We start from the raw sequence: 22,877 nt of genomic DNA, 5'->3' as shown, positions 1-22,877 counted from the left end.
CGGCCTTCAGGATCTTCAGGTTGAGCACGATGAAGCGCCACAGCTGAAAGAGCTTGTTGTTCATCCAGAAGCGGCTCTTGGCGTCGATTTCCATTTCGGCTACTCCGGGATCAGCTTCCAGCCGGGACGGCCCTGCAGCTTGTGGATGAACGTGCTGTGGATGAGCCGCTTCATCCACGCCCCGGCGAGACCCATCTCCATGTGCGTGACGAAGAGGTCGCGACCCCCCTCGGCGGGGAAGCGCCGCGGATCAGGCACCACGGGGTAGATCATGATGGTGGCCGCGCCACCGTCCCAGAGGCTGTCGCCCATGGAGGCGATGCAGGCCGCGTACATCTCGCTCATGCGCTCGTGGTGGCCCATGCGCCCGCGGCGCACCAGGTCGACGATGTTGCGCGCGACCACGCGGCCGATGATTCCCGACACCATCCCCGTGCGCGGCGGCGCGGCGGCCATCACCGTGCCGCGGGGCGTGACGTGGGGCTGGCTGATGGGCCCCGGCGGCGCGAAGGCGATCCCCGCCGCGAAGAGGTTCCGGTAGCGGCGGTTCTGGTAGTAGCCGGGCCAGGCGTCGGGCGTCTCGGCGAGCTGGTCCCAGGGGAGGTCGTAGATGCCGTCCACCTTGACGAAGCCCCCGGGGTTCACGACGTCCTCGCTGACGTCCTTGCCGCCCTCCCCGCGCCAGGCGATGGGCACCCCCGTGAACTGCGGGATGAGCATGGCGAAGTCGAAGCGCGTCTCGCCGTCGACGCCGTCGAAGTCCTCCCACTGCGCGACGCCCGGACCCACGGCCTTCACGCCGCGGCGCACCTGGCACTCGATCCCGAAGTCGCGGAAGACGGCGCCGATGAAGTCCTCGCTGCTGGAGGTCTTGCCCTTGTGCCGCACCTGCACGCCGCGCACGCCGAAGTCCCCCGCCGCGCGCTCGTTGGACAGCCAGACCAGCTCGGCGCGATCGCGCAGGCGGCGCCGGACCAGATCCTTGTGGATGTTCGTGATGTACTCGAAGGCCGCGCCCTGGCAGGTGGCGCCGGGGTGGCCGGTGCCGATCACCAGGCGCTGCTTCTCGCCCTGTTCCATGCGCGCCACGGATTCGAGATAGCGGTCGCGGCACTGCACGGCGTGGCCCAGCGTGCAGATGGACCAGCTGTTGCCCGCCGCCGGTCCCAGGCCCTCGGTGCCGGCGAAGTTGAGCTGCGGGCCCGTCGCCACGACGAGGTAGTCGTAGTCGAAGCGGCGGAGCGTGGACGCGTCCTCCCCCGTCTCCGACTTCGGCAGCACGAGCGCGTAGCCCTCGTCCGGGTTCACCTCGGTGGCCAGACCGTGAACGAAGTTGACACCCATCCGCTTGCAGACCGGCCCCAGCTCGAACTGCGTCTTCTCGGGAGCCATGCGGGCCGTGCCCACCCAGACCAGCGAGGGGACGTAGAGAAAGCGGCCGGAGCGGTTGACGAGGGTGATCTCGTGGTCGCGGCCGAGGGCCGCGCCGAGGTAGAGGGCCGCGGTCTGTCCGGCGAAGCCGGCGCCGAGGATCAGGATCTTCGCCATGGCGCCTCCCCGATGGGGTTCGGAGCCATCATCGGGACGGGAGCCGGAGCTGTCTAGCAGTTTCAGGAGTTAATGGCCTGTTTGGCGACTGTCACCAGTAGCGCTCCACGTGGAGCTGGCCCGGCTCCCGGCGCGAGTGCTGGCGGTAGCCCTCGGCGAGCAGCATCGCACTCATCGCCTCGATCATCCCGGGGTTGCCGCAGAGCAGCACGTGCGTGTGCGCCGGCGCGGGCGCGAAGCCCCAGAGCTCGGCGAGCGCCCCGGCGCGCCAGAGGTCCTGCACGTAGCCCGTGCGCCCCGGCCAGGGCTGGTGCTCCTCGTCGGGTCGGCTGATCACCGGCAGGTAGCTGAAGCCGGGCGAGAGGCGCTCCATGGCGATGAGCTCGCCACGGTAGCCGAGATCCCAGGAGTGGCGCGCGCCCAGGAGCACCGCGACGTGGCGGCGGGGGGCGTCCGACAGCAGTTCGCCGCGCAGCATGCTCATGTAGGGCGCGAGGCCGGTGCCGGTGGCGACGAGCGCGAGGTTCGCCTCCGCCGGCACGCTGTCCAGCGTGAACGCGCCCGTGAGCTTGGGGCCCAGGTGGAGGCGGTCGCCGGGCTTGAGCGCGAAGAGCCGCGGCGTGAGCGCGCCGGAGAGCACCAGGTTCACGTAGAACTCCAGGTACTCGCGATCCCGCGACGAGGACGCCACGGAGTAGGAGCGCCGGATGAGCGCGTCGGGGTCGGCGGGCGGCGATTCGACGTCCGCCAGACGGTAGCGCGGCGCGCGCCCGGGCAGGCCGAGCACGCCGAACTGCCCGGCCTTGAAGGGCGGCAACTCCCAGCCGTCGGGCGCGACGCGCAGGATCACGAGCCCCGGCGAGACCTCGATGCGCTGGATGAGGATGGCATTGAGGCCATCAGGAGCCATAGTAGTCGTCGCCGTGCGCCGGATTCTCGAAGCGCGTGTACTGCTTGACGAAGAAGAGCGGCACCGTGCCCGTGGGACCGTTGCGCTGCTTGCCGAGGATGAGCTCCGCCTGCCCCTCGAGCTCCTCGTTCTCCTTGTCGTAGACCTCCGGACGGTAGATGAACATCACCACGTCGGCGTCCTGTTCGATGGCTCCCGAATTGTGGGTGACGATTCCATCCGCCAACCAGTTCGCCGGCCCGGGAACGGTCAGGTCGAAGACCTCTTCCTCACCTGCCGGCTCGATCGCCACGATGCGGTCCCAGAAGAGGTCGTCGGTTGCCTCGGTGAGGCGTACCATCGACTCCTGGCCAGCCCGGGACATCCTGCTGGCTTCGCTACCAACAGCAACGAGCTCCCACGACTCGGCGCGGATCGCAAGCTCCTCATGCAGACGCCCGTCCGGCACGCCGGCGAGGCGATCCCCCGAGCGCAACTCGCTCAGGGTGCTCCAGCCCCTGGCGCCCAGGAACCGATGCTCCCCCGTGGCGCGGATGCTACGCCCCGAGGCCAGCGACACGGTGTAGACAGGCTTCACACCCACCGACCAGACGCAGTCGCTCGTGGCTCGATGCACGCGGCGTCGAGGGTCGAGCGCGAGGACTTCGGGGGTCGTCCCGACGAGTTCCCGGATCGGCACGCGTCGGCCGTCGGCAAGGCAGACCAGGGTGTCGCCGGTCACGCACTCTCGAAGGTCCGACAGCATCGGCCGCTTGTCCGTGCGGCTCTCCAGGGCGCGGCTGAGCTGACTCAGCGCGATCACCGGAACGTTCAGCTCCTTGGCCAGGGCCTTCAGGCCGCGGCTGATCTCGCTGATCTCCTGCTGGCGATTGTCCGCGCGGGCGGTGGCGCGCGCGAGCTGCAGGTAGTCCACCACCACCATGTCGAGGCCCTTCTGCGCCTGCAGCCGGCGGCACTTGGCGCGCATCTCGAGCACGGAGATGGCGGGCGTGTCGTCGATGTAGATCGGCGCCTCGGCCAGCTGCCCCGCCGCCTCGGTGAGCAGCGGCCAGTCCGTGTCCTTCAGGTTGCCGGTGCGGAGCTTGTGCGCGTCGATGCGCGCCTCGGCCGTGAGCAGGCGCTGCACGAGCTGCTCCTTGCTCATCTCCAGCGAGAAGAAGGCGACGCTCTTCTTCTCCTCGATCGCCGCGTGCTGCGCGACGTTGAGCACGAGGCTCGTCTTGCCCATGGACGGGCGCCCCGCCACGATCAGCAGATCCGACGGCTGCAGCCCGCCCGTGAAGCGGTCCAGGCGCTCGTAGCCCGTGGGCACGCCGGTGATGTGGGTCTTGCTGTCGTAGATGCGCTGGATGTTCTGGAAGGTGGCCTTGAGGATCTCGTTCACGGGCTCGAAGCCCTGGCGCAGGCGTCCCTGGCTCACCGCCAGGATCGACGACTCGGCGCGATCGAGGATGTCCATGGCGTCGTCCCGCGCGTCGAAGCAGCTCTCGACGATCTCGCCGCTGATCTCGATCATCCGCCGCAGCGTCGCCTTCTCGGTGACGATCCGCGCGTAGTGCTCGATGTGCGCCCCCGTCGCCACGCTCTCCTGCAGCCCGCCCAGATAGCTGGCCCCGCCGGCGCGCTCGAGACGGCCCTCCCTGCGCAGCTCCTCGGTGAGCGTGATGATGTCCACCGCCTCGCCGCGCTGGAAGAGGTTCACCATGGCGGTGAAGATCGCCGCGTTCTTCGCGGCGTAGAAGTGGTCGGGCTCCAGCAGCTCGATGGCCTTGAAGATCGCGTTGCGGTCGAGCAGCAGCGCGCCGAGGATCGCCTCCTCGGCCTCGAGGTTCTGCGGCGGCACGCGAGGATCGCGCGCGGGACGGGCCGCGCCTTCCGAACTGGCGTTCACAGCTTCTTGTACTCCTCGCGGATGTTCTTGAAGTCCTCCCAGGCCGGGCGCTTCCAGTTGGGATTGCGCAGCAGCGCGGCCGGGTGGAAGGTCGCGTAGACGGGAATGCCCCGGTACTGGTGCGGGCCCGTCTCGCGCAGCTTGGTGAGGCTCAGCTTCTTGCCCGTGAGCCACTGCCCCGCGAAGAGCCCCAGTGCAACCAGGATGCCGGGTTCGATCAGGTCCAGCTGACGCTCGAGGAAGGGCCGGCAGGCCTCGATCTCCAGGGGCGCCGGGTTCCGGTTCTCCGGCGGCCGGCACTTGAGGATGTTCAGGATGTGCACGTCCTCGCGCTTCAGGTCGATGGCCGCGAGGATCTTGTCCAGCAGCTGTCCCGCCCGGCCCACGAAGGGGATGCCCTGGCGGTCTTCCTCCGCGCCGGGCGCCTCACCCACGAAGACGAGCTTGGCCCTCGGGTTGCCCGTGCCCGGCACGGAGCAGTTCCGCTGGGCGCCCAGGTTGCAGCGGCGGCAGACGTCGATCTCCTCGGCGAGGGGCAGCAGCAGGCTGCCGACCCAGGCGGGGTGACGGGCCAGGAGCGTCGCGCGGAGTTCGGGATCGGCGGGCGCGGCGGCGGAGGGCGCCGACGCGGTGGCCGCGGCGGTCGGCGCAGGCGTCGCGCTCACCGGGGCGGCCGCGGGCAGCGGCGGCGAGGCCGGCAGCAGCACGTCCTCCACGCCGCCGGCGCGCTGCTGCTGCACCCAGCGCCGCAGTTCGACGACGATGTCCTTGGCCTCGTCCATGGCAGGTCCTTCCGGGATGGGCGGCCGGGGGATGGGGAAGGCCAGTATAGGCGGGCGGCGGGCGGGCAACAAGACCCCCACGAAAGCCCTGGAAAAGGCCGGGAGTATCTGCCATTACTGAAATTGTAGCGTAACCCGCCCGGGGAGGCCCAAGTGCTCGCGCTCTTCGTGGCCCTGGCCGAGAACATCGCCCTCCTGCTCGCCCTCGCACTCATCTACAGCTTCGCACTGCGTCGCTGGCGAAGGGAGACCTCCGCCCGCCAGGTGGTCGTGGGACTCGCCATCGGCGCCGTGGCCGTGGGCGGCATGCTGAAGCCGGTCCCCCTCCAGCCGGGTCTGTTCTTCGACGGTCGCAGCATCGTCCTGGGCGTCGGCGCGCTGGTCGGCGGCCCGCTGGCGGCGCTGCTGGCGGCGGTCACGGCAGGGGCGCTGCGCATCGCCCAGGGCGGCGTGGGCGTCGCGCCAGGGCTGCTGACGATCCTGAGCAGCAGCGCCCTCGGTCTTCTCTTCCGCCGCCTCCGCGCCTCGCGCCCCGCCTGGCGCGGGGATCGGGGCCTGCTGCTCTTCGGGCTCGCGGTGCACGTCGGAATGCTGCTCTGCATGTTCGCGCTGCCGCCGGAGCTGGCCTGGGCGACGGTGCGACGGATCGGCCTGCCGGTGCTCACCCTCTTCCCGCTGGGCACCCTGCTGCTGGGCAAGCTGCTCAGCGCGCAGGAGGAACTGGTGCGCGGTCGCGAGGACCTCGAGGCGACGCGGCGCGTCCAGCAGGCCATCCTGGACAGCATCCCCGACAGCGCCTGGATGAAGGACGCCGACGGCCGCTACCTCGGCGTCAACGCGCCCTTCGAAGAGCTCTGCGGCCTGCCCGCCGGCCAGATCCACGGACGGCACGACGGCGACATCTGGGCGGACGCCGCCAGCGCGGCGCGCTACGCCGCCGACGACGCGCAGGTGCTGCGCACGCGGGAGCGGCTGCGGGTGGAGGAAGGGGTCGTCGACAACTCAGGGCTCGAACGCTGGGTGGAGACCGTCAAGACGCCGGTGTTCGGCGCCGACGGGGCCGCCATGGGCACCGTGGGCATCGCGCGCGACATCACCGAACGGCGGCGCAACGAGCTGGAGCTGCGGCGGCTGGCCACCGCGCTCAAGCAGTCCAGCGACGCCGTGATGATGCTGGACGTCGAGGGCGCCATCACCTACGTGAATCCGGCCTTCGAGCTGATGAGCGGCTACCCGCAGCGGGAGGCGATCGGCCGCCTGGCGGTGGACCTGCAGGCGCAGGAAACCCACGAGGCGGCGAAGGAATCGCTGCGGCTGACGCTCGCCGGGGGCAGCGCCTGGCGGGGACCGGTGACCTGGCGCGGCAAGGACGGCGGCACGGTGGAGACGCTCGCCACCGTCAATCCGATCTCCGGGGAGCGCGGGGAGCTGGCGGGTTTCGTCGCGGTCCACGTGGACCGGAGCGAGCTGCGGCTGCTCGAGGAGCGGCTCGTCCAGGCGCAGAAGATGGAGGCCATCGGCACGCTGGCCGGCGGCATCGCGCACGACTTCAACAACATCCTCGGCGCGATCATCGGCTACGCGGAGATGGCCGAGCAGGGCCTGGATCGGCAGGAGGACTGCCGGCGCTACATGGCCGAGGTGCTGGCAGCGGCGAATCGTGCCCGGGAGCTGGTCCGGCAGATCCTCTCCTTCAGCAGGCGGCAGACGCCGGCGCCGGAGTCGATCCCGGTGGCCCGCACCCTGGACGAGACGATGGGCCTCCTGCGCGCCACGCTGCCCAGCAGCCTCGAACTGCGCGTTGAGGAGCGCTGCGGCGACTGTCGGCTGTTCGCGGCGCCCGTCCAGCTCGAGCAGGTGCTGCTCAACCTGTGCACGAACGCCAGCCAGGCGCTGGCTGGCCGACCGGGGCGCGTGGACATCCTCGTCGAGCGCCTGACGCTGGATACGCCGCATCGCTGGGGCGGCGAGGACCTGCTCCCCGGCCCCTACGTGCATCTCCGCGTCGCGGACGACGGCCCCGGGCTCGATCCCGCGCTCCTGCCCCGCGTCTGCGAGCCCTTCTTCACCACGAAGCCGGCGGGTGAGGGCACGGGGATGGGTCTCTCCGTGGTCCATGGTATCGTGACCAGTCTTGGCGGCTCCCTCGACCTCGAAAGCAGGCTCGGCAGAGGTTTCGCCGTGGACATCCTGCTGCCCGAACTGGTAGGGACGCCCGCGCCGGCGCCCGAGGCGCTCCCCGCAGTCTCCGCAAGTCCGGCGCGTATCCTGGTCGCCGAGGACGAGGCGCAGCTGCGCGAGCTCTACCGGGAAGCGCTCACCCGCGCCGGCCACGTGGTGGAGACCGTCGCCCGGGGAGATGCCGCCCTGGATCGTTTTCGCCGTGAACCCGCCGCCTTCGACTTGATCGTCACGGACCTGGGCATGCCTGGCCTCAGCGGCGAGAGACTGAGCGAGGAGGCACGAAAACTCCGCCCCGGGCTTCCAATTTTGCTCATCACGGGCTACACTGAGCCGGTGGTGGAGACTCGCCTAAAACAGATTGGTGTAGCTGAAATCTGCCAGAAACCGTTGGGGGGAAGGGAGATCGTGGAGGCCGTCGGGAGGATTCTGACGACCCGTGCCGAAGGAGCCTAGGCACAATGACCAAGCTGCTGCTCATCGACGACGACGAGCCGTTCGCGCGGATGCTCGCCGAGCGCCTTCACCGGGAAGGATTTGCGGTTTCGATGGCCGGGGACGGCAAGCCCGGCGTCGCACTGTTCCAGCAGGAGCGCTTCCCGCTGGTGATCCTGGACATCATCCTGCCGGAGATGGAGGGATTGGAGACCCTGCGCGAGCTGCGCAGTCTCGACCCCGACGTCAAGGTGATCGCGATTTCGGGCGGCGGCGCCGGCGATCCCGGCGTCTACCTGCACTCCGCTGAACTGCTCGGCGCGAGAGCGGCCTTCACCAAGCCGCTGGACTGGCCGCCATTCCTCGCCAAGCTGCGCGAGCTTCTGGGCGAGGCGTAGGGCGGCGGCGTCAGGCGCCCATCAGTCGAGCGCGGAAGAGAAAGAACACCGCGCCCAGCAGGCAGAGGCCTGCCCACAGGTAGTCCAACGTCAGGCGCTCCCGCAGGTAGAACAGCGAGAACGGCACGAAGACGCCCAGGGTGATGCACTCCTGGAGGATCTTCAGCTGCCCGACGCTGAGTTCGGCATGGCCGATGCGATTGGCCGGCACCTGCAGCAGGTACTCGAACAGCGCGATCCCCCAGCTCGCGAACACGGCCAGGAGCCAGGGTCGCGCGGCCAGCGTGCGCAGGTGCCCGTACCAGGCGAAGGTCATGAAGACGTTGCTGCCCACCAGCAGCAGCGCCGCGATCAGCGTGCGGCTCATGCCCATGTCGACCTCGGTTGCGCAGACGGGCTCAGGGACTCGCCCAGTTGAAGCTCTGAGTCAGACTCTGCAGCTGGAGGCCCGCCATGTGCATGCCATGGGCGAGCCGGAAAGGCTGGAGTTGCGCCTCCGCGAAGCGCGGGTCGCTGCTGGGCAGATTCCCGTACCAGAAGATCGGCGCTCCCCCGCGGACGATGCGCGCCTGCAGCATGAGCACCTCGGCGGGGTCGAGCCAGACCTGCTCCGGACTGATATCGCGCTCGAGGCAGTGCGCCGCCAGACGTCCCGCGGCCTCCCCGATCGCCCACTGCACGCTGTGCACCCGCGTGCAGCCGTTGGTGATGTGCGTCACCCCGGCGTTCTTCGCGGCGGGCAGCAGGTTCTCGGTGCCCACCGGGATCAGAGCGCCCAGGGGAATCTGGAAGGGCAGGGTCTGGACCTGCAGGGTGCTCTTGTGGCAGGGGCCGGCGTGCAGGTCGATGTCGTAGGCGCCGATGGCCACGGCGTCCACGAAGTGCCTCCCCCGCAGGCGAATGCCGACGGGAGGCTTCTCCACGTCCTGCTGGCGCAGGGTCTCCATCGCGACGATGCGCCGCGACTCCCGCGCGTAGGGATACTTGCTCAGCCCGTCGGCGGTGCCCATGACGTCGGGGCGGAGGCAGACCTCGTCGTAGCCCAGATGTCCGTCGGGGCGCGCCATCTGCGTGCGGATGAAGTGGTAGTAGCTGAGGCTGAGGCTCCGCGCGGCCTGGAGCTGGTCGAGCATCTCGCGGGGCGAGACGTCGATGATGCTCCCCTCGTGGTAGTCGTTGCCCATCCAGTTGATCAGCGAGAGGTCGCCCGGGTAGTCGCGGCGGTCGAACTGCCGCGCCTCGATGAGCCGGCGGTACTCCCAGAGCGAGCCCGGCCACACCTCGACCTTGTCGAACAGAAAGACCTCGATCTGCTTCGCCTCGCCGTTCATCGACCGGGTCATGCGCGTGTTGAAGGGCTGGCTGGCCAGGTGCCGGCGGTACCCGGGGGGCTCCGGGCCGTCGGCACAGCCGCCACCCCCGCTCTCGAGCACGAAGGAATAGGTGAAGCTCTGCACGCACTGCGGCTCGCTCTCCCCGTCGGCCGCGTCGCGCTCGCCCGTCATCGCGCGGCTCTCGCGGCCGCTCACGTAGGCGACGTCGCAGAGCGGCAGCAGGTCGCCGAGCTCGGTGGCGTCGATGACCAGGTCCGGGGTCACCTCGAGCGCCGCCTGGCTGTCGAGGTCGAGCAGGAGCAGGCGTGTCACGCGCGCCTGCTCACGGCGCGCGGCCACGACCTTGTGCCGCAGCCGCAGGGTCAGCAGCCCCGCGCGGCGGTAGGGTTCCAGCAGACGGCTGCAGGCCTCGTGCGCCACCGCGGGTTCGAAGGCCAGACGGCTGACCCAGCAGTTGCCGGGGTTGAAGGCCGCCGCGGCCCGCAGGCTGTCCGGCAGCGTCGCCCGGGGCAGATAGTGGCGACGGATCGTCTCGCGGAACTCGCGGTAGAGGCGGGTGGCGCCGCCGCGGTCGACCCAGCGGTTCTCGTCCAGCGCCGACACGCCCTGGCTACTGGCCTGCCCGCCGAGCCAGTCGGTCTCCTCGGTGAGCAGGACGTGGCGGCCCTCCTCGCAGAGCGCCAGCGCCGCGGCCACGCCCCCGAGACCGCCGCCCGCCACCACGACTTCGACCTGGATCCGCGCGGCGGCGGTGGAGTCCACGCTGCCGGCGAGGATGCGCAGGCCCTGGACGTCGACGGTCTCGTAGCTCAGGGGATAGTCGAGGGCGGCGAAGGCAGGGCGCGGGACGAGCGCCAGCAGACCGGCGAGGAGCAGGGCGGGGCGGCGAAGCGTGGCGCACGCGAAGGGCGCGACCCCCATGGCGGCGGTGCCTCCGGCGAATGGGTGTGCGCAGGAAGGTAGAAGCGGCCGCACCCCCACGCCAGCAAAATCGCGGCAGCGGGGCGCGGACGCCGGCTCGTCAACCTCCCCGCGCGTCGTCCCTCTCCAGCACGTAGACCACCCACGGCGCCACGCGCGTCTCGCTGACCCAGGTCCAGGGCTCGTCGCCGTGGGCCAGGGGCCGGCGCTGCTCGCGCACGGCGAGGCCGGCCGCGGCGTAGACGTCCGCGTAGGCCGCGTCGTCCCAGAGGACGTCCTCCACCGGCCGGTGGTCGTCCACGTCGAGCATCACGATGCGCACCACGTCCCCGCTCGCCGCCCGCGCGTTCTCGGGGTAGTCCTTCGTGCTGAAGGACGCCCACTCGTTCACGTAGATCTCCGGGGACGACACCACGCTCACCAGCCGCCCCGCAGGCCGCAGCAGCCGCGCCAGCCCGCCGAAGAGCTCCACCTTCGCCGCGCGCGTGGGGATGTTGTCGAAGGTGAACATCGAGAGCACGAGGTCGACGCTCGCCGCCGGCAGCGCGGCAAGTCCGCGCGCGTCGAGCAGGCGGTAATCGCCCTCGGGATCCAGCGCCCGGGCCCGCTCGAGCATGGGCGCGGCGATGTCGACTCCACACACGGAGTAACCGTTGGCGCGCAGGAACCGCGTGGAGCGGCCCGCGCCGCAGCCGAAGTCCAGCGCATCGCGACCCTGCACGTGCGCGGCGAAGAGGGCGGGAAGGTCGCGGAAGGCCAGATGGTAGGTGCCGGGGAATTCGAGGCGGGCGTAGGCGTCGGCGCGGCGCGCGTCGTCGTAGACGTTGGCGAAGTCACTGCCCATGCCTGCCCCCTGCTGCCGGATCCGCGTCCTCGCCCACGAGGAGCGCGGCGGCATCGAGCGCCTGCTCGTAGCTGTCGAACAGGTGTTCCCGGCCCAGCCGCTGCAGGGTACCACTCCGCTCCATCGCGCTCAACGGCTGCAAATGGACCCCCGACAGCAGCAGGACCACGTGCTGCTGCCTGAGGCGCGACGCCACGCCCTCCAGCGCGTGAAGACCCGTGGCGTCCATGGCGAGGACGCTGCGCATCCTGAGGATGACCACCCTCGGTCGCGACTTGAGATTCGCCAGCACCTCGGTGAACTTGCCGGCGGCGCCGAAGCAGAAGGACCCGTTCACCTCGAAGACGTCCACGCCCTGGGGCAGCGGGCGGCCGAGCGTCGGCCCCTCCACGTCCCCCTCGTAGTCCAGGACCCCCGTCACCGGCTTGACCGCGCTGACCTCGGCCATCCGCCGCATGAGCAGCAACGCGGCCAGCACGACCCCGGCCTGAATCGCCGCGTTGATGTCCACCAGCACCGTGAGGAGGAAGGTCGTCAGGAGCACGAGGACGTCGCTGCGCGGTCCGCGGAACAGGCGCAGGAAGACCCGCCACTCGCTCATGTTGTAGGCGATGACCACCAGGAAGCCCGCGAGCGCCGGCAGCGGGATCATCCCCGCCCACCTGCCGCCGGCCACGAGGATCGCCAGCAGCGTGAGGGCGTGAACGATGCCGGCGAAGGGCGTCCTGCCGCCCGACTTGACGTTCGTGGCGGTGCGCGCGATGGCTCCGGTGGCCGGGATGCCGCCGAAGAACGGCGAGGCGAGGTTCGCGATGCCCTGCCCCAGCAGCTCGGCGCTCGAGCGATGGCGTCCGCCGATCATGCCGTCCGCGACCAGCGCGCTGAGCAGCGACTCGATCCCCGCCAGCATGGCGATGGAGAGCGCGGAGGGCAGCAGCGCGGGCAGTAGCCGCAGGTCGAAGTGCGGGAGGCGCAGCGTGGGGAGTCCGCTGGGCACGGAGCCGAAGCGGCTGTCGATCGTCTCGACGTCCAGGTTGAGCGCGCGGACGAGCAACGTCGCCGCGACCAGCGCCACCAGCGGCGCGGGAATCGGCGTCTTCAGCCGTGGCCACAGCCAGATCATGACCATCGTGAACAGGGCCAGCGCGAGGGCGTTGGGATCGGTCTCGGCCAGGTGCCTGCCGATCGCGGCGCAGCGGGGGATGAACTCGGCCGGCACGGCGGAGAGGGGAAGCGCGAGGCCGTCGACCACCTGCCCCGCCGCGATGATGACGGCGATCCCCGTGGTGAAACCCACCGTGACGGGATAGGGAATGAAGCGGATCACCGCGCCGAGGCGGGCCAGGGCCATGACGACGAGCAGGACGCCGGCCAGCAGCGTGGCCAGGGCGAGCCCGTCGTAGCCGAAGCGGCCGACGACCGAGGCCACCAGCACCACGAAGGCGCCCGTGGGCCCGCCGATCTGCACACGGCTGCCGCCCAGGGCGGAGATGAGGAAGCCCGCGACCACGGCGGTGTAGAGCCCCTGCTCGGGCCGCACGCCCGAGGCGATGGCGAAGGCGATCGCCAGGGGCAGCGCCACCACCCCGACGATCAGGCCCGCGACCGCGTCGCGCCCGAGCTGCCGGGCCGAGTACCCTTCACGAAGTACGGTGACGAGCTTGGGCTCGAGATCGGCAGGCCAGATCCGCATGGCGACCGGCTCGGACGGTCCTCCAGCCGTGGCCCTGGGCCGCGGGGACGGGCGATGAAGGTATCAGGCGGTCGTATGCCGCCCCGCGCGGGCGCGCGTGGCGATGAGCTGCACCAGCTCGCGGCCGAGCGAGTGCTTGTCCTGCCGCGGAAAGTCCTGACGAAAGCCCCCCGGCCCCAGCACGAGCACCGTGTTGTCGCCCTCGCCGAAGCCCGCGCCCTCGCCGAGGCCGTTGGCCACGATGAGCTGCAGCTGCTTGCGCTCCAGCTTGCCGCGGGCGTTGGCCTCCAGGTCGTCCGTCTCGAGCGCGAAGCCGACGCGGAAGCCGCCCGTGCCGCGCTCGGCCAGGCCGGCGAGGATGTCCTCGGTGGGCTCGAGAGCCACGGCGGGTGGGCCGCTCTCCTTCTTGAGCTTGCCCTCGGCCACTGCCACCGGCCGCCAGTCCGCCACGGCGGCGGCCATGACCGTGATGTCCGCGTCCTCGGCGGCGGCGTAGACGGCGGCGGCCATGTCGGCGGCGCTCTCCACGTCGACACGGCGGATCGCGGGGTGCACGGGCGCCACGCCCGGCCCCGCCACCAGGGTCACGGCCCCGCCCGCCGCGCGCGCCGCCTCGGCGATGGCGCGCCCCATGGTGCCGGTGGAGGCGTTGCTCCAGAAGCGCACCGGATCGACGTGCTCGCGCGTCGGCCCCGCCGTCACCAGCACGCGGTGGCCGGACAGCGGCCCGCGGCGCACCCGCGACAGCAGCGCGTCGACGATCTGCTCGGGCTCGGCCATGCGGCCCTCGTCCTCGTCGCCGCAAGCCAGCTCGCCACGCCCTGGGCCCGTGACCGTGTAGCCCCGCGCGCGCAGCAGGCGCACGTTCTTCTGCGTGGACGGATTGCGCCACATGCCGCCGTTCATGGCCGGCGCCAGCAGGCTGCGCTCGGGCGGATAAGCGGCGAAGAAGGTGCTGAGGACGTCGTCGGCCAGGCCGCGCGCCAGCTTGCCCAGGGTGTTCATGGTGGCCGGGGCCAGCAGGGCCAGGTCGGCCCACTTCACCAGGCCGATGTGCTCGACGTCGCTGGGCAGGTCCTCGCCCTCGACGCGTTCCCAGAGGCTGGTGACCACGGGCTTGCCGCTGAGGGTGGACAGGGTGAGCGGCCCGATGAAGTGCGTGGCGGCCTCGGTCATGACGACCACCACCTCGGCGCCGGCCTTGCGCAGCAGCCTCACCAGCGCTGCCGACTTGTAGGCGGCGATGCCGCCGGAAACGCCCAGGACGATGCGCAGGCCGAGCAGCGGGCTGGGCGTGTCAGGGGCGCTCGTGCTCACGGCCTAGGCGTCCTCGTCGAGATCCAACTCCTCGGTCTCTTCGACCTGGGGCTGAGGCTCCTCCTCGCCGTAGAAGTACTGCACCTTGCCGTCGATGAGCCGGCGCAGGGCCAGCGAGGTCATCTTGGGGTAGGCCTCGTTGGGATCGAGGTCCTGCAGCTGGGCGATGCTGTTCTGCACGCGGGCGTCCTTGGCGGCCACCAGCACCGCCTCGTACTTGTTCGGGATCGTCCGGGTGACCTTCTCGATGGGTACGAAGCCCATGGGGCGCACACCTCGTGGCGTCGGGATGAAAGGAGGAGCGAAGGGGTCTAATCTAGCAAAGCCGAGTCGCCGGCTCAAGAGGAAATCGCGTAAGGGACCAAAATCCAGCGCCTTGCGCCGGTCAGACCCGCACCCCGAAACCCTCGGCCAGCAGCGCGCGGCCGCCCTCGTCGAGCCAGCGGGCGCAGTTCCGCTCCTGAGAGGCAAGCAGGATGCGGGCCCGCTCCACGGCCGCGGCGAGGTCGTCGTTCACCACCACGGCGTCGTAGCGCGGCAGCACCGCCAGTTCCCCCAGCGCGTTCTTGAGGCGCAGGGCGACGGTGGCCTCGTCGTCGGTGCCCCGGCGGGTCAGGCGGCGGGTGAGCGTCTCCATGTCGGGCGGCAGGACGTAGAGCAGCCAGCTCTGGGCGCCCAGGGCCTCCTGCACGGCCAGCCCGCCCTGGATGTCGATGTCGAGAAACACGTGCCGGCCGTCCTGCAGGTAGGGGCAGACCTCCCCGCGCGGAGTGCCGTAGAATTCGCCGTGGACCTCCGCCCACTCCAGCAGGCCGTTCCGGGCGCGAAGGTCGAGGAAGGCCTCGCGGCTGAGGAAGCGGTAGTCGACGCCGTCGACTTCCTCGCCCCGGGGGGCGCGGGTGGTGGCGCTGATCGAGAAGTGGCTGCGCGGATGGCGCAGCATGAGGTGCTTGACCAGGGTCGTCTTGCCCGAGCCGGACGGCCCCGAGACCACCACGGCCGCGCCGCCCTTCACCGCCTCTGACATCCCGCTGTCGCTCCTCCGGGTGGGGCCTGCGCTGATCATTCGACGTTCTGGATCTGCTCGCGGATCTTCTCCGTCTCCTCCTTAATCAACAACACCTCCTGCAGAACCGCCAGGGCCTGGGTCTTGGCGCCCATGGTGTTGGCCTCGCGCAGGATCTCCTGCAGCAGGAAGCCGAGCTTCTTGGCCACCTCGCCGCCGCCGTCCAGCGCGGCGCGGAACTGCTCCAGGTGCGAGCGCAGGCGCACGGTCTCCTCGGTGATGTCGCTGCGGTCCACGAGGATCGCCACTTCCTGGGCCAGCCGCTGCGGGTCGAGCGCGACATCGCCGAGCAAGTCGTTGAGCCGTGTCTGCAGGTTCGTCTGCAGCGCATCGCGCGCCTCGGGCAGGGCGGACTCCACGCGGCCGAGCGCCGCGGTGACGGTGTCCACGCGGCCCTTCAGCTCGGCGGCGAGCGCCTCGCCCTCGCGTTCCTTCATGGCGAGCATCGCGTCGATGGCCTCGTCCAGCGCCCCCATCACCACCTGCTGCAGCAGCTCGCGCTCGGGCTCCGCCTCGGGCGCGGAGAGCAGCTCGGGCAGGGCGAGAAATTCGGCGACGCTCCCCCGCTCGGTGAAGCCGTGCTCGCGCTCGAGGCGTGCGGCCAGGTCGAGATACGCGTTGAGCACGCCGGGGTCGAGCTGCGGCCCCCGCGCTTCGGCCGCGCGCTCCAGCGCGATCATGGCGTTCACGCGGCCGCGGCCCAGTCGGGTCTTGCAGCGCTCCATGATCTCGCCCTCGAGGAAGGCCAGCTCCCGCGGCAGTCGCGTCTGGAAGTCGAAGAAGCGGTTGTTGACCGAACGCAGATCCACCTGCACGCGCAGGCCGGACTCCTCGCGGCGCGCGCCGCCGAATCCCGTCATGCTTCTGATCACGTCGTCTCCTTGCTGGGAAGGCGCGGGCTAGCTGGCGGCGGGAGTGCGCACCGCACCGACGGCCAGGGTCTCGCCCGAGCGGCTGCGCCAGTGACGCCAGTCGATGGCGGGGAAGATGTTGTCGCGCCCCTCCAGGTCGGCGAGGCGGCCCTCGTCCACGCCGCCGCCGTCCAGCATGCGCGTCAGTTCGGCGAAGCGGTGCAGGTGCTCCTTGGTGCGCTTCTCGGCGTACTCCACCACCGTGCCCGTCTTCATGATGAAGGCCCAGTCGCTGCTCTGGGCGAGCAGCAGCTCGCGCGCGGCCTGCTGCAGCACACGCTCGCGGCGAGGGTCGCCGCCGCCCTCCGCATCGGCGAGCTGGGTCATGCGCTCCTGCGCCTGGTGCAGGTGGCGGTAGATCCAGTCGTTCGTGCCGTTGAGCCAGAACTCGCAGTAGCCCTTGTAGCCCCAGCTCGAGAAGCTGGGCGTGGCGCGCTGGTTGACCGGCTGCTCGTCGAGGACGTCGCCCGGGCTCACCAGGCTGAAGGCCCGGGTGTCGTAGGCGACCTTGCGGATGAAGGACTCGAGGAAGCGCGGCCCCTCGTACCACCAGTGGCCGAAGAGCTCGGCGTCGTAGGGCGCGACGATCACGGGCGGGCGCTCCATGCGGCCGGCGAGGTCCTCGATCTGCCGCTCGCGGTTGAAGAGGAAGTTGCCGGCGTGCTCGTCGGCCTTCTCGCGCGCGGCCCAGGGGTCGTAGAGCTCCTTCTCGTGCAGCGCCACCTTGCCCGTGACCCGGTGGTACTTGAGGCCGAGGTACTTGCGGAAGCCGTGCGCGCCGAGGAAGGGCTTCAGGTAGTCGAGGTCCAGGTCCCAGCCCAGGTCGCGATAGAACTCGCGGTAGACGGGATCGCCCGGATAGCCCGCGTCGGCGCTCCAGACCTGGTGGCTCGTCTCCAGGTCGCGCCCGAAGGCGGCCACGCCGCTGTCCGTGAGCACCGGCGCGAAGACGCCGTAGCGCGGCCGCGGCTCGGCGAAGGCGAGACCGTGCGTGTCGACGAAGAAGTACTCCACGCCCTGGTCGGCCAGCAGGCGCTCCACGCCGGGCTGGTAGCCGCACTCGGCGAGCCAGATGCCGCGTGGACGTCGGCCGAAGCGCTCGCGGTAGTGCTCCACCGCCACGGCCACCTGCGCGCGCATGGCCGGCTCGTGGCCGTTCATCAGCGGCAGGAAGCCGTGCGTGGCGCAGCAGGTGACGATCTCGAGCTGCCCGCTGTCCTGGAGGTCGCGGTAGCGTCCCACGAGGTCGCGGCCGTAGGCGTGCAGGTAGCGCTCGCGCATGGCGCCCAGGTGGTCGCGGTAGTAGTGGGCGAGGCGCTGGCGGGCGTCGTCGCCGCGGGTGCGATGGATCTCGGCCTCGGCCAGGCGCAGCAGGCGCGTGAGGTGGCGCTCGGTGCGGTCGCGGAGCAGCGGGTCGTCCAGCATGGAGACCAGCGGCGGCGTGAGCGAGATGGTCACGCGCGTGGGCACGCCGTCCGCGCGCAGGCGCTCGAAGACCTCGAGCAGGGGCAGGTAGGTCTCGGCCACCGCCTGGTAGAGCCAGTCCTCCTCCATGAAGTCCTCGTACTCCGGGTGGCGCACGTAGGGCAGGTGATGGTGGAGGACCAGGGCCAGGCGTCCGGGACGGCCGGCGGGGCTCACGAGCGCGACCCCGCTTTGGAGGCCGGCGCCGCGGCCGAGAGGCGCTCGGAGGCGCCCACGCGCTGGGCGCCCACGCGGGCCAGCTCCTGGCGGAAGACGTCCCAGCCGCCCAGCGAGCCCGGCGTCGGCCCCTGCTGCCACTGCAGGCGCTCCCAGGCCTCGCGGCTCACGCCCACCCACTCCTCGTCCCAGCGCTGGGACGGGGCGTCCTGGGGGGCGCGCACGGTGTTGCTCGCCACGAGCAGGCGGTAGCGGCCCGTGACGTCCGTGAGGCCCAGCTCCACGCGGAAGCGCGCGCCGGGGCGGCCGGCCTCGATGTACCAGCTGAGGGCCTCGTCGTGGACGGTGATCGACCAGTCGTCGACCACGCTGTCGTCGTCGTGCAGCTGCTGAACGCGCAGGACCGTCCAGCTGGGTCCGGGGAACTCGGCGCGGGCGCCGGCCAGGGTGTCCGGGCGAAGCTCCCAGTAGCAGAAGAGCCAGCGGGGGTCGCGCACCATGAGCGTGAGACGGTCCACGTCGTAGGCCTCGGGCAGCGGCGGCGCGTACCAGGAGGGATCGCGCATGGCGCCGGGGTCGTCGGCCCGCGGGGGCGCGGGCTCGGCGGCCGCCGGTGGCTGGCTCGCCGGCGCCGCGGGGGTGGTGCTCGCCCGGCGGCCGGGCTGCTCGTCCTCGCGCTCGCGCGCGCGGCCGGCGGCGGCGTCGTCGAGGTGCTGGAAGTGACGATAGAGCGTGGCCACGAGCTCGGCCTTGCGCAGGGCGCTGTAGCCGATGAGGCGGTACTCGCGCGCCATGGCGCGAAGGTCCACGACGCGCCGTTCCATCAGCGCTTCGTGGGGATAGCGTTCCGTCAGAAGCCGATCCATGGCCGCACCTCCTGCCTGCCGGACACCCTCCGGGCCCTCAAGTTAGGCGATGCCAGTATGTCGTCAATGCCCGGGACTGTAAAGGACTCCGGGGGCTGCTTTGACCCGGCCCGCCACCGTGCTATCTTAGGACGTCCCCCAGCCCGAGGAGTGCCATGCGCCGCGCTTGTGTCCTCGCCCTGCTCCTTCTGGTCGCCTCGCCCGCCGCCGCCCAGAACTGGGTCAACCAGTCCTACCCCTGGGCCTTCGTGGAGCACCAGCCCACCGCCGAGATGATCGACGACACGGTGGACAGCTTCGTCTACGGGACGGCGCGGGGCTTTCTGTATTTCCTCGAGCGCGACCGCGCCACCGGCCGCCTGCAGACCAAGCGCCAGCGCGAGGTCTGGGCGCCGGTCAAGGAGGTGCGCGTGGCCGACGCCACTGGCGACCGGCGCAACAATCTGATCGTGACGACGCGGCAGGGCGATCTCTTCGTGATCGACCTGGACACCCTCGACGACGTCTGGCGCACGCCGGAGGGCTACTTCCAGTCGATCGCCAGCTTCACCGTGGCCGACGTGGACGCCGACGGCAAGCCCGAGATCGTGCTGCTGGCCGACGAGAAGCTCGTCATCATGTCCGGCGAGAAGGAGAGCGAGGAGTACCGCAGCGTCGACAGCTTCAGCGCGAAGCAGATCCGCGTGGCGGACGTGGACGGCGACGGGCAGGACGAGATCGTCATGGACAGCGGCCAGGTGCTCGACGCGCGCTTCCGCCAGCTGGAATGGGAGTTCGAGCGGCCGTTCGGGCAGCCCATGGACATCTTCGACATCGACGGCGACGGCAAGCTGGAGATCGTCGGCACCGATCCCGCGGGGAATCTGCAGATCATCGAGGGCGATCAGCGCACGGTGAAGTTCGAGTGATCGCTTGGGGCACGGTCAGGCCCTCGCTCGTCTCGGCTTCGAACTCGCTCGCGAGGGCCTGACCGTGCCCCAGGCGATTGCGCGGGTGGACAGCGGGCTCCAACGGGATTAGACTTGTTGCGGTCTGAACCGGGGGAGGTCGAGATGCGTGTCGTGGTACTTTTTGCAGGGCTGCTGGCGGCGCTGCCTGGGACTGGATCCGGAGCCACCTACCACCTGAGCGCTGATGGCGCCGGCGACTTCCCCACCATCACCGAGGCCATCGCCGCCGCCGAAACCGGCGACAGCATCCTCCTCGCCGCGGGGCTCTACCTGGGTCCCGGCAACACCCAGTTGAACTTCGGGGGCAAGGACATCGTCCTGGCCGGCGCCGGCCCGGAGGCGACGATCCTGGACTGCGAGGACAGCGGCGTGCCGGTGCTACGCATCGAGAACGGCGAGACGCGCGCGGCCGTGCTGCGGGACATGACCCTCAGGAACAACTACCACTACTACGCGCCGACGGGCGTGATCGTCGAAGGGGCATCGCCGAGCTTCATCGGGGTCCACCTCGAGGGGTTCGGAGGCGGCGCCTACTACTATCCGGGCGGAGCGCTCGACGCCTACGATTCCTCCCTGCTCCTTCGGGATGTCGAAGTGCGGAACTGCTACAGCCGAGGCGGTCTCCGCTTCTCGGGTGGCGCGCCCGAACTCGAACGGGTGCTGGTCGAGGACTGCTCGCGGTCGGGCGTCGAGTACAACGGCGGCCCCGGGGGCGGAATCTCCGTGGGCGGAAACGCGACGCTCCGCGAGGTCACCGTTCGCAATTGCGGATGCTGGGAGAACTTCGGCGGAGGGGTGATCGTAGGCGGCGCCGCACTGTTCGAGGACTGCGTCTTCGAAGGCAACGGGGTCGGCACCGAGATCGGCTATACGGAGTTCGGCGGTGGCGGCGTCGCCTGCGCCGGGGGCTCGCCCACGTTTCGCCGCTGTGTGTTTCGCGGAAACTACGCCCGGGACGGCGGCGGCGGACTCGGGGTCTACGGCACAGCGACTCCGGTCTTCGAGGATGTCCTCTTCCTTGGCAATGCCTCCGACATCGGCGGCAGCATCATCGTCCGCGATGCCTCTCCGACCTTTCGGCGGACCACCGTTCTCGACAACCGCTTCGAACCCGACGGGGACACGGCGGACGGTCCCTCGGCCATCCACTGCATCGACGCCTCTCCCACCTTCGAGCAGGTGATCGTGGCCTACAGCGAGCAGGGCGTGGGGCTCTGGGCCGACGCGGGCAGCGCCATATCGCTCAGCTGCTCGGACGTCTTCGCGAATCCCGGCGGCAACTACGGCGGCGTGCTCGTGGACCAGACCGGCGTGAACGGCAACATCAGCGCCGACCCGCTCTTCTGCGACGCCGCCGGCGGCGACTACAGCCTCGACGGCTCCTCGCCCTGCCTGCCGTGGAACAACGACTGCGAGCTGCGGATGGGCGCCTTCGGCCTCGGCTGCGGTTTCACCCCCGCCGACGACGCCCTCCCCGCCGCCTTCGCGCTTGCGGCGCCGCACCCCAACCCCTTCAACCCGAAGACCACGCTGCGCTTCGACCTGCCGCGGGCGGCGACGGTGCGCCTGGACATCGTTGACGTGCAGGGACGCCGCGTGGCGCGCCTCCTGGACGGCGCCATGCTGCCACCGGGGCAACACTCTATCGACTGGATGGGAAGGGACGACGCCGGCCGCAGCCTGCCTTCGGGCGTCTACTTCGCCCACTTCGAGGCCGGAGAGTTTCGCGCGCGGCGAAAGCTGGTGCTGCTCCGCTAGCCGTCCACCGTCCGGATGACGTGCAGCTCGATGCGCCGATTGGCCGCGCGACCGTCCGGCGTGTCGTTGGCCACGATCGGCCGCGAGTCGCCGAAGCCCATCACGCCCATCTTGCCCGTGGGATAGCCGTGCAGCGCGAAGTAGTCGCGCACGGCGCGGGCGCGCTGCAGGCTGAGGCGCTTGTTGAAGTCGGGGTCGCCCGAGTTGTCCGTGTGACCCTGGATCTCCACTGCCTCCACGCTGGGCGTGTGGACCAGGCGCTGCAGGATCTCCTCCAGCATGGGCTGGCTCGCCTCGGCGATCTCGGAGCTGTTCAGGTCGAAGGTGATGCCCTTCAGCACCGTCACGCGGGGCAACGGATCGTGGCCCACGGTCTCGGTGCTGTCGAGGTCGGCCTCGGTGAGGGCGCCGTCGTCGCGCGGCATCGCCGCCGTGGTGGGCGCGGGCGCGGCCGCGGGCGGCGCACCCAGGGCGAAGTTGACCGAGAAGCGGTGGACGGGGTCGAAGTCGTCCTTGGGCGAGTAGGCGTAGTCGAAGCGGTAGCCGCCGAGCCGGAAGCCCGCGCCATAGCTGAACCGGTCGCTGTCTGGGGTGCCGTCCTCGAGCAGCGTGCGCTGGTAGCCCGCGCGGAAGGCCAGCAGACGGTGGTACTCCCACTCCGTCCCCACGTGGAAAGAGTTGTAGTTGTCGCGGGGAATCACCAGGTCGAGGCTGTTCTGCATGCGGAAGTCGACGCCCACGTCCACCGCGTGGGACACGCCCAGGCGGTAGCGCAGCGGCGCGGGGTCTTCCGTCTCGCGGAAGCGCAGCGGCGGGCCCATGGCCTGCACGGCCGCGCCGAGGCGAAAGCCGCCCATGTCGTCGGTGAGCACGCCGAGATCGCCGGTCATGCCGGACGCCCGCTCCCAGCCCAGCGTCTTCTGGAACACCGTGAAGCGCGCCCCCACGCTCACGCCGGTCACGAAGCGATGCCCGAGGCCGAGGCTGAAGTGCAGGTCGCGGGCGCCGAGGCGCTCGCCGGTGTAGCTGCCGTCGTCGAGCACCTCGTCCACGGTGCCCTGGTCGAAGTAGAGCAGGCCCAGGCCCACGACGTTGCCGCCCGCCATGGGCATCAACGCGAGGCTCTGGCTCAGGCTGGTGTCGAGCACCCAGTCGACGTGGCCGAGGTAGAGCTGACGTTCGGTGGCCAGCGCCATGGACGCGGGGTTGAAGTTCTGCCCCGGCGCGCCCAGGTCCACGGCCGTCACGGCCCAGCCGAGGCCGGCCGCGCGGGCGTCGAGCCCGAGGGCGTCCACCACCGAGTGGCTCGTGCCCACGGCGGCGTCCAGCTCCGCGCCCTTCGCCTCGCGCTCGGTGAGTCCGAGCAGGAAGAGAAAGATCGCGATGAAGAGGGCGAGAATGAATCGCTGGCGTCGCTCGCTCATCGGCACT

At 70.7% G+C, this 22,877-nt stretch carries 19 protein-coding genes; 4 read left to right on the top strand and 15 right to left on the bottom strand.

Annotated features, from left to right (window positions below; all coding sequences use genetic code 11):
- Positions 1 to 99 precede the first annotated feature (99 nt).
- The 4 genes from H6693_05620 to H6693_05605 all read right to left on the bottom strand — a co-directional run bounded on the left by H6693_05620 (position 100) and on the right by H6693_05605 (position 5,131).
- Complete coding sequence (locus tag H6693_05620; GenBank protein MCB9515651.1) at positions 100 to 1,548, bottom strand: FAD-dependent oxidoreductase; 1,449 nt, start codon at positions 1,546 to 1,548, stop codon at positions 100 to 102.
- A 91-nt stretch (positions 1,549 to 1,639) separates the two neighbouring features.
- Complete coding sequence (locus H6693_05615) at positions 1,640 to 2,458, bottom strand: ferredoxin--NADP reductase (GenBank protein ID MCB9515650.1); 819 nt, start codon at positions 2,456 to 2,458, stop codon at positions 1,640 to 1,642.
- Positions 2,448 to 4,406, bottom strand: coding sequence for a replicative DNA helicase (dnaB, locus tag H6693_05610; protein MCB9515649.1), 1,959 nt, complete (start codon positions 4,404 to 4,406; stop codon positions 2,448 to 2,450). The genes H6693_05615 and dnaB overlap by 11 nt, the downstream gene beginning before the upstream one ends.
- Positions 4,346 to 5,131 (bottom strand): uracil-DNA glycosylase, encoded by a 786-nt coding sequence (locus H6693_05605; protein ID MCB9515648.1) that lies wholly within the window; start codon positions 5,129 to 5,131, stop codon positions 4,346 to 4,348. Before H6693_05605 ends, dnaB begins: the two co-directional genes overlap by 61 nt.
- 153 nt (positions 5,132 to 5,284) lie before the next feature.
- On the opposite strand from H6693_05605, the gene H6693_05600 reads away from it, so the two are divergent.
- Complete coding sequence (locus H6693_05600; GenBank protein ID MCB9515647.1) at positions 5,285 to 7,768, top strand: PAS domain S-box protein; 2,484 nt, start codon at positions 5,285 to 5,287, stop codon at positions 7,766 to 7,768.
- A gap of 5 nt (positions 7,769 to 7,773) precedes the next feature.
- Positions 7,774 to 8,145 (top strand): response regulator, encoded by a 372-nt coding sequence (locus tag H6693_05595; protein ID MCB9515646.1) that lies wholly within the window; start codon positions 7,774 to 7,776, stop codon positions 8,143 to 8,145.
- Between the two features lie 10 nt (positions 8,146 to 8,155).
- On the opposite strand, the gene H6693_05590 is transcribed toward H6693_05595, so the two are convergent.
- The 10 genes from H6693_05590 to H6693_05545 all read right to left on the bottom strand — a co-directional run bounded on the left by H6693_05590 (position 8,156) and on the right by H6693_05545 (position 18,738).
- The gene (locus H6693_05590; protein ID MCB9515645.1) at positions 8,156 to 8,512 is read right to left on the bottom strand and encodes a DMT family protein; all 357 of its coding nucleotides are present in this window, start codon (positions 8,510 to 8,512) and stop codon (positions 8,156 to 8,158) included.
- A 31-nt stretch (positions 8,513 to 8,543) separates the two neighbouring features.
- Positions 8,544 to 10,400: an FAD-dependent oxidoreductase gene (locus tag H6693_05585; GenBank protein ID MCB9515644.1), complete on the bottom strand. Its 1,857-nt coding sequence runs from the start codon at positions 10,398 to 10,400 to the stop codon at positions 8,544 to 8,546.
- A 100-nt stretch (positions 10,401 to 10,500) separates the two neighbouring features.
- The gene (locus tag H6693_05580) at positions 10,501 to 11,244 is read right to left on the bottom strand and encodes a class I SAM-dependent methyltransferase (protein ID MCB9515643.1); all 744 of its coding nucleotides are present in this window, start codon (positions 11,242 to 11,244) and stop codon (positions 10,501 to 10,503) included.
- Positions 11,234 to 12,937, bottom strand: a complete 1,704-nt coding sequence (locus H6693_05575) for an STAS domain-containing protein (protein MCB9515642.1) — start codon at positions 12,935 to 12,937, stop codon at positions 11,234 to 11,236. Before H6693_05575 ends, H6693_05580 begins: the two co-directional genes overlap by 11 nt.
- A gap of 63 nt (positions 12,938 to 13,000) precedes the next feature.
- A complete protein-coding gene (gene coaBC / locus H6693_05570; protein MCB9515641.1) occupies positions 13,001 to 14,221 on the bottom strand; it encodes a bifunctional phosphopantothenoylcysteine decarboxylase/phosphopantothenate--cysteine ligase CoaBC in 1,221 nt (406 codons plus the stop codon).
- A 36-nt stretch (positions 14,222 to 14,257) separates the two neighbouring features.
- On the bottom strand, positions 14,258 to 14,518 hold the full coding sequence (rpoZ, locus tag H6693_05565) for a DNA-directed RNA polymerase subunit omega (protein ID MCB9515640.1): 261 nt from the start codon (positions 14,516 to 14,518) through the stop codon (positions 14,258 to 14,260).
- 121 nt (positions 14,519 to 14,639) lie between these two features.
- Positions 14,640 to 15,281 (bottom strand): guanylate kinase, encoded by a 642-nt coding sequence (gene gmk, locus H6693_05560; GenBank protein MCB9515639.1) that lies wholly within the window; start codon positions 15,279 to 15,281, stop codon positions 14,640 to 14,642.
- Between the two features lie 35 nt (positions 15,282 to 15,316).
- Complete coding sequence (locus H6693_05555) at positions 15,317 to 16,192, bottom strand: YicC family protein (GenBank protein ID MCB9515638.1); 876 nt, start codon at positions 16,190 to 16,192, stop codon at positions 15,317 to 15,319.
- A 27-nt stretch (positions 16,193 to 16,219) separates the two neighbouring features.
- Positions 16,220 to 17,845, bottom strand: a complete 1,626-nt coding sequence (locus H6693_05550) for a DUF1957 domain-containing protein (GenBank protein MCB9515637.1) — start codon at positions 17,843 to 17,845, stop codon at positions 16,220 to 16,222.
- A gap of 23 nt (positions 17,846 to 17,868) precedes the next feature.
- Entirely contained in the window at positions 17,869 to 18,738 is an 870-nt protein-coding gene (locus H6693_05545) for a DUF4912 domain-containing protein (GenBank protein MCB9515636.1), read from the bottom strand.
- Positions 18,739 to 18,893: 155 nt separating this feature from the next.
- On the opposite strand from H6693_05545, the gene H6693_05540 reads away from it, so the two are divergent.
- Together H6693_05540 and H6693_05535 are read left to right on the top strand one after the other, a co-directional pair.
- Entirely contained in the window at positions 18,894 to 19,646 is a 753-nt protein-coding gene (locus H6693_05540; GenBank protein MCB9515635.1) for a VCBS repeat-containing protein, read from the top strand.
- 144 nt (positions 19,647 to 19,790) lie between these two features.
- Positions 19,791 to 21,446, top strand: coding sequence for a right-handed parallel beta-helix repeat-containing protein (locus H6693_05535; protein MCB9515634.1), 1,656 nt, complete (start codon positions 19,791 to 19,793; stop codon positions 21,444 to 21,446).
- Here H6693_05535 and H6693_05530 read toward each other — a convergent pair.
- Positions 21,443 to 22,870, bottom strand: coding sequence for an OmpA family protein (locus H6693_05530; GenBank protein ID MCB9515633.1), 1,428 nt, complete (start codon positions 22,868 to 22,870; stop codon positions 21,443 to 21,445). The two genes, H6693_05535 and H6693_05530, sit on opposite strands and share 4 nt — an antisense overlap.
- Positions 22,871 to 22,877 lie beyond the last annotated feature (7 nt).

The organism is Candidatus Latescibacterota bacterium (assembly GCA_020633725.1).
GTDB lineage: Bacteria > Krumholzibacteriota > Krumholzibacteriia > JACNKJ01 > JACNKJ01 > VGXI01.
Note: the sequence above shows the minus strand (reverse complement) of the source record. Positions and strands in the feature narration are given on the sequence as shown.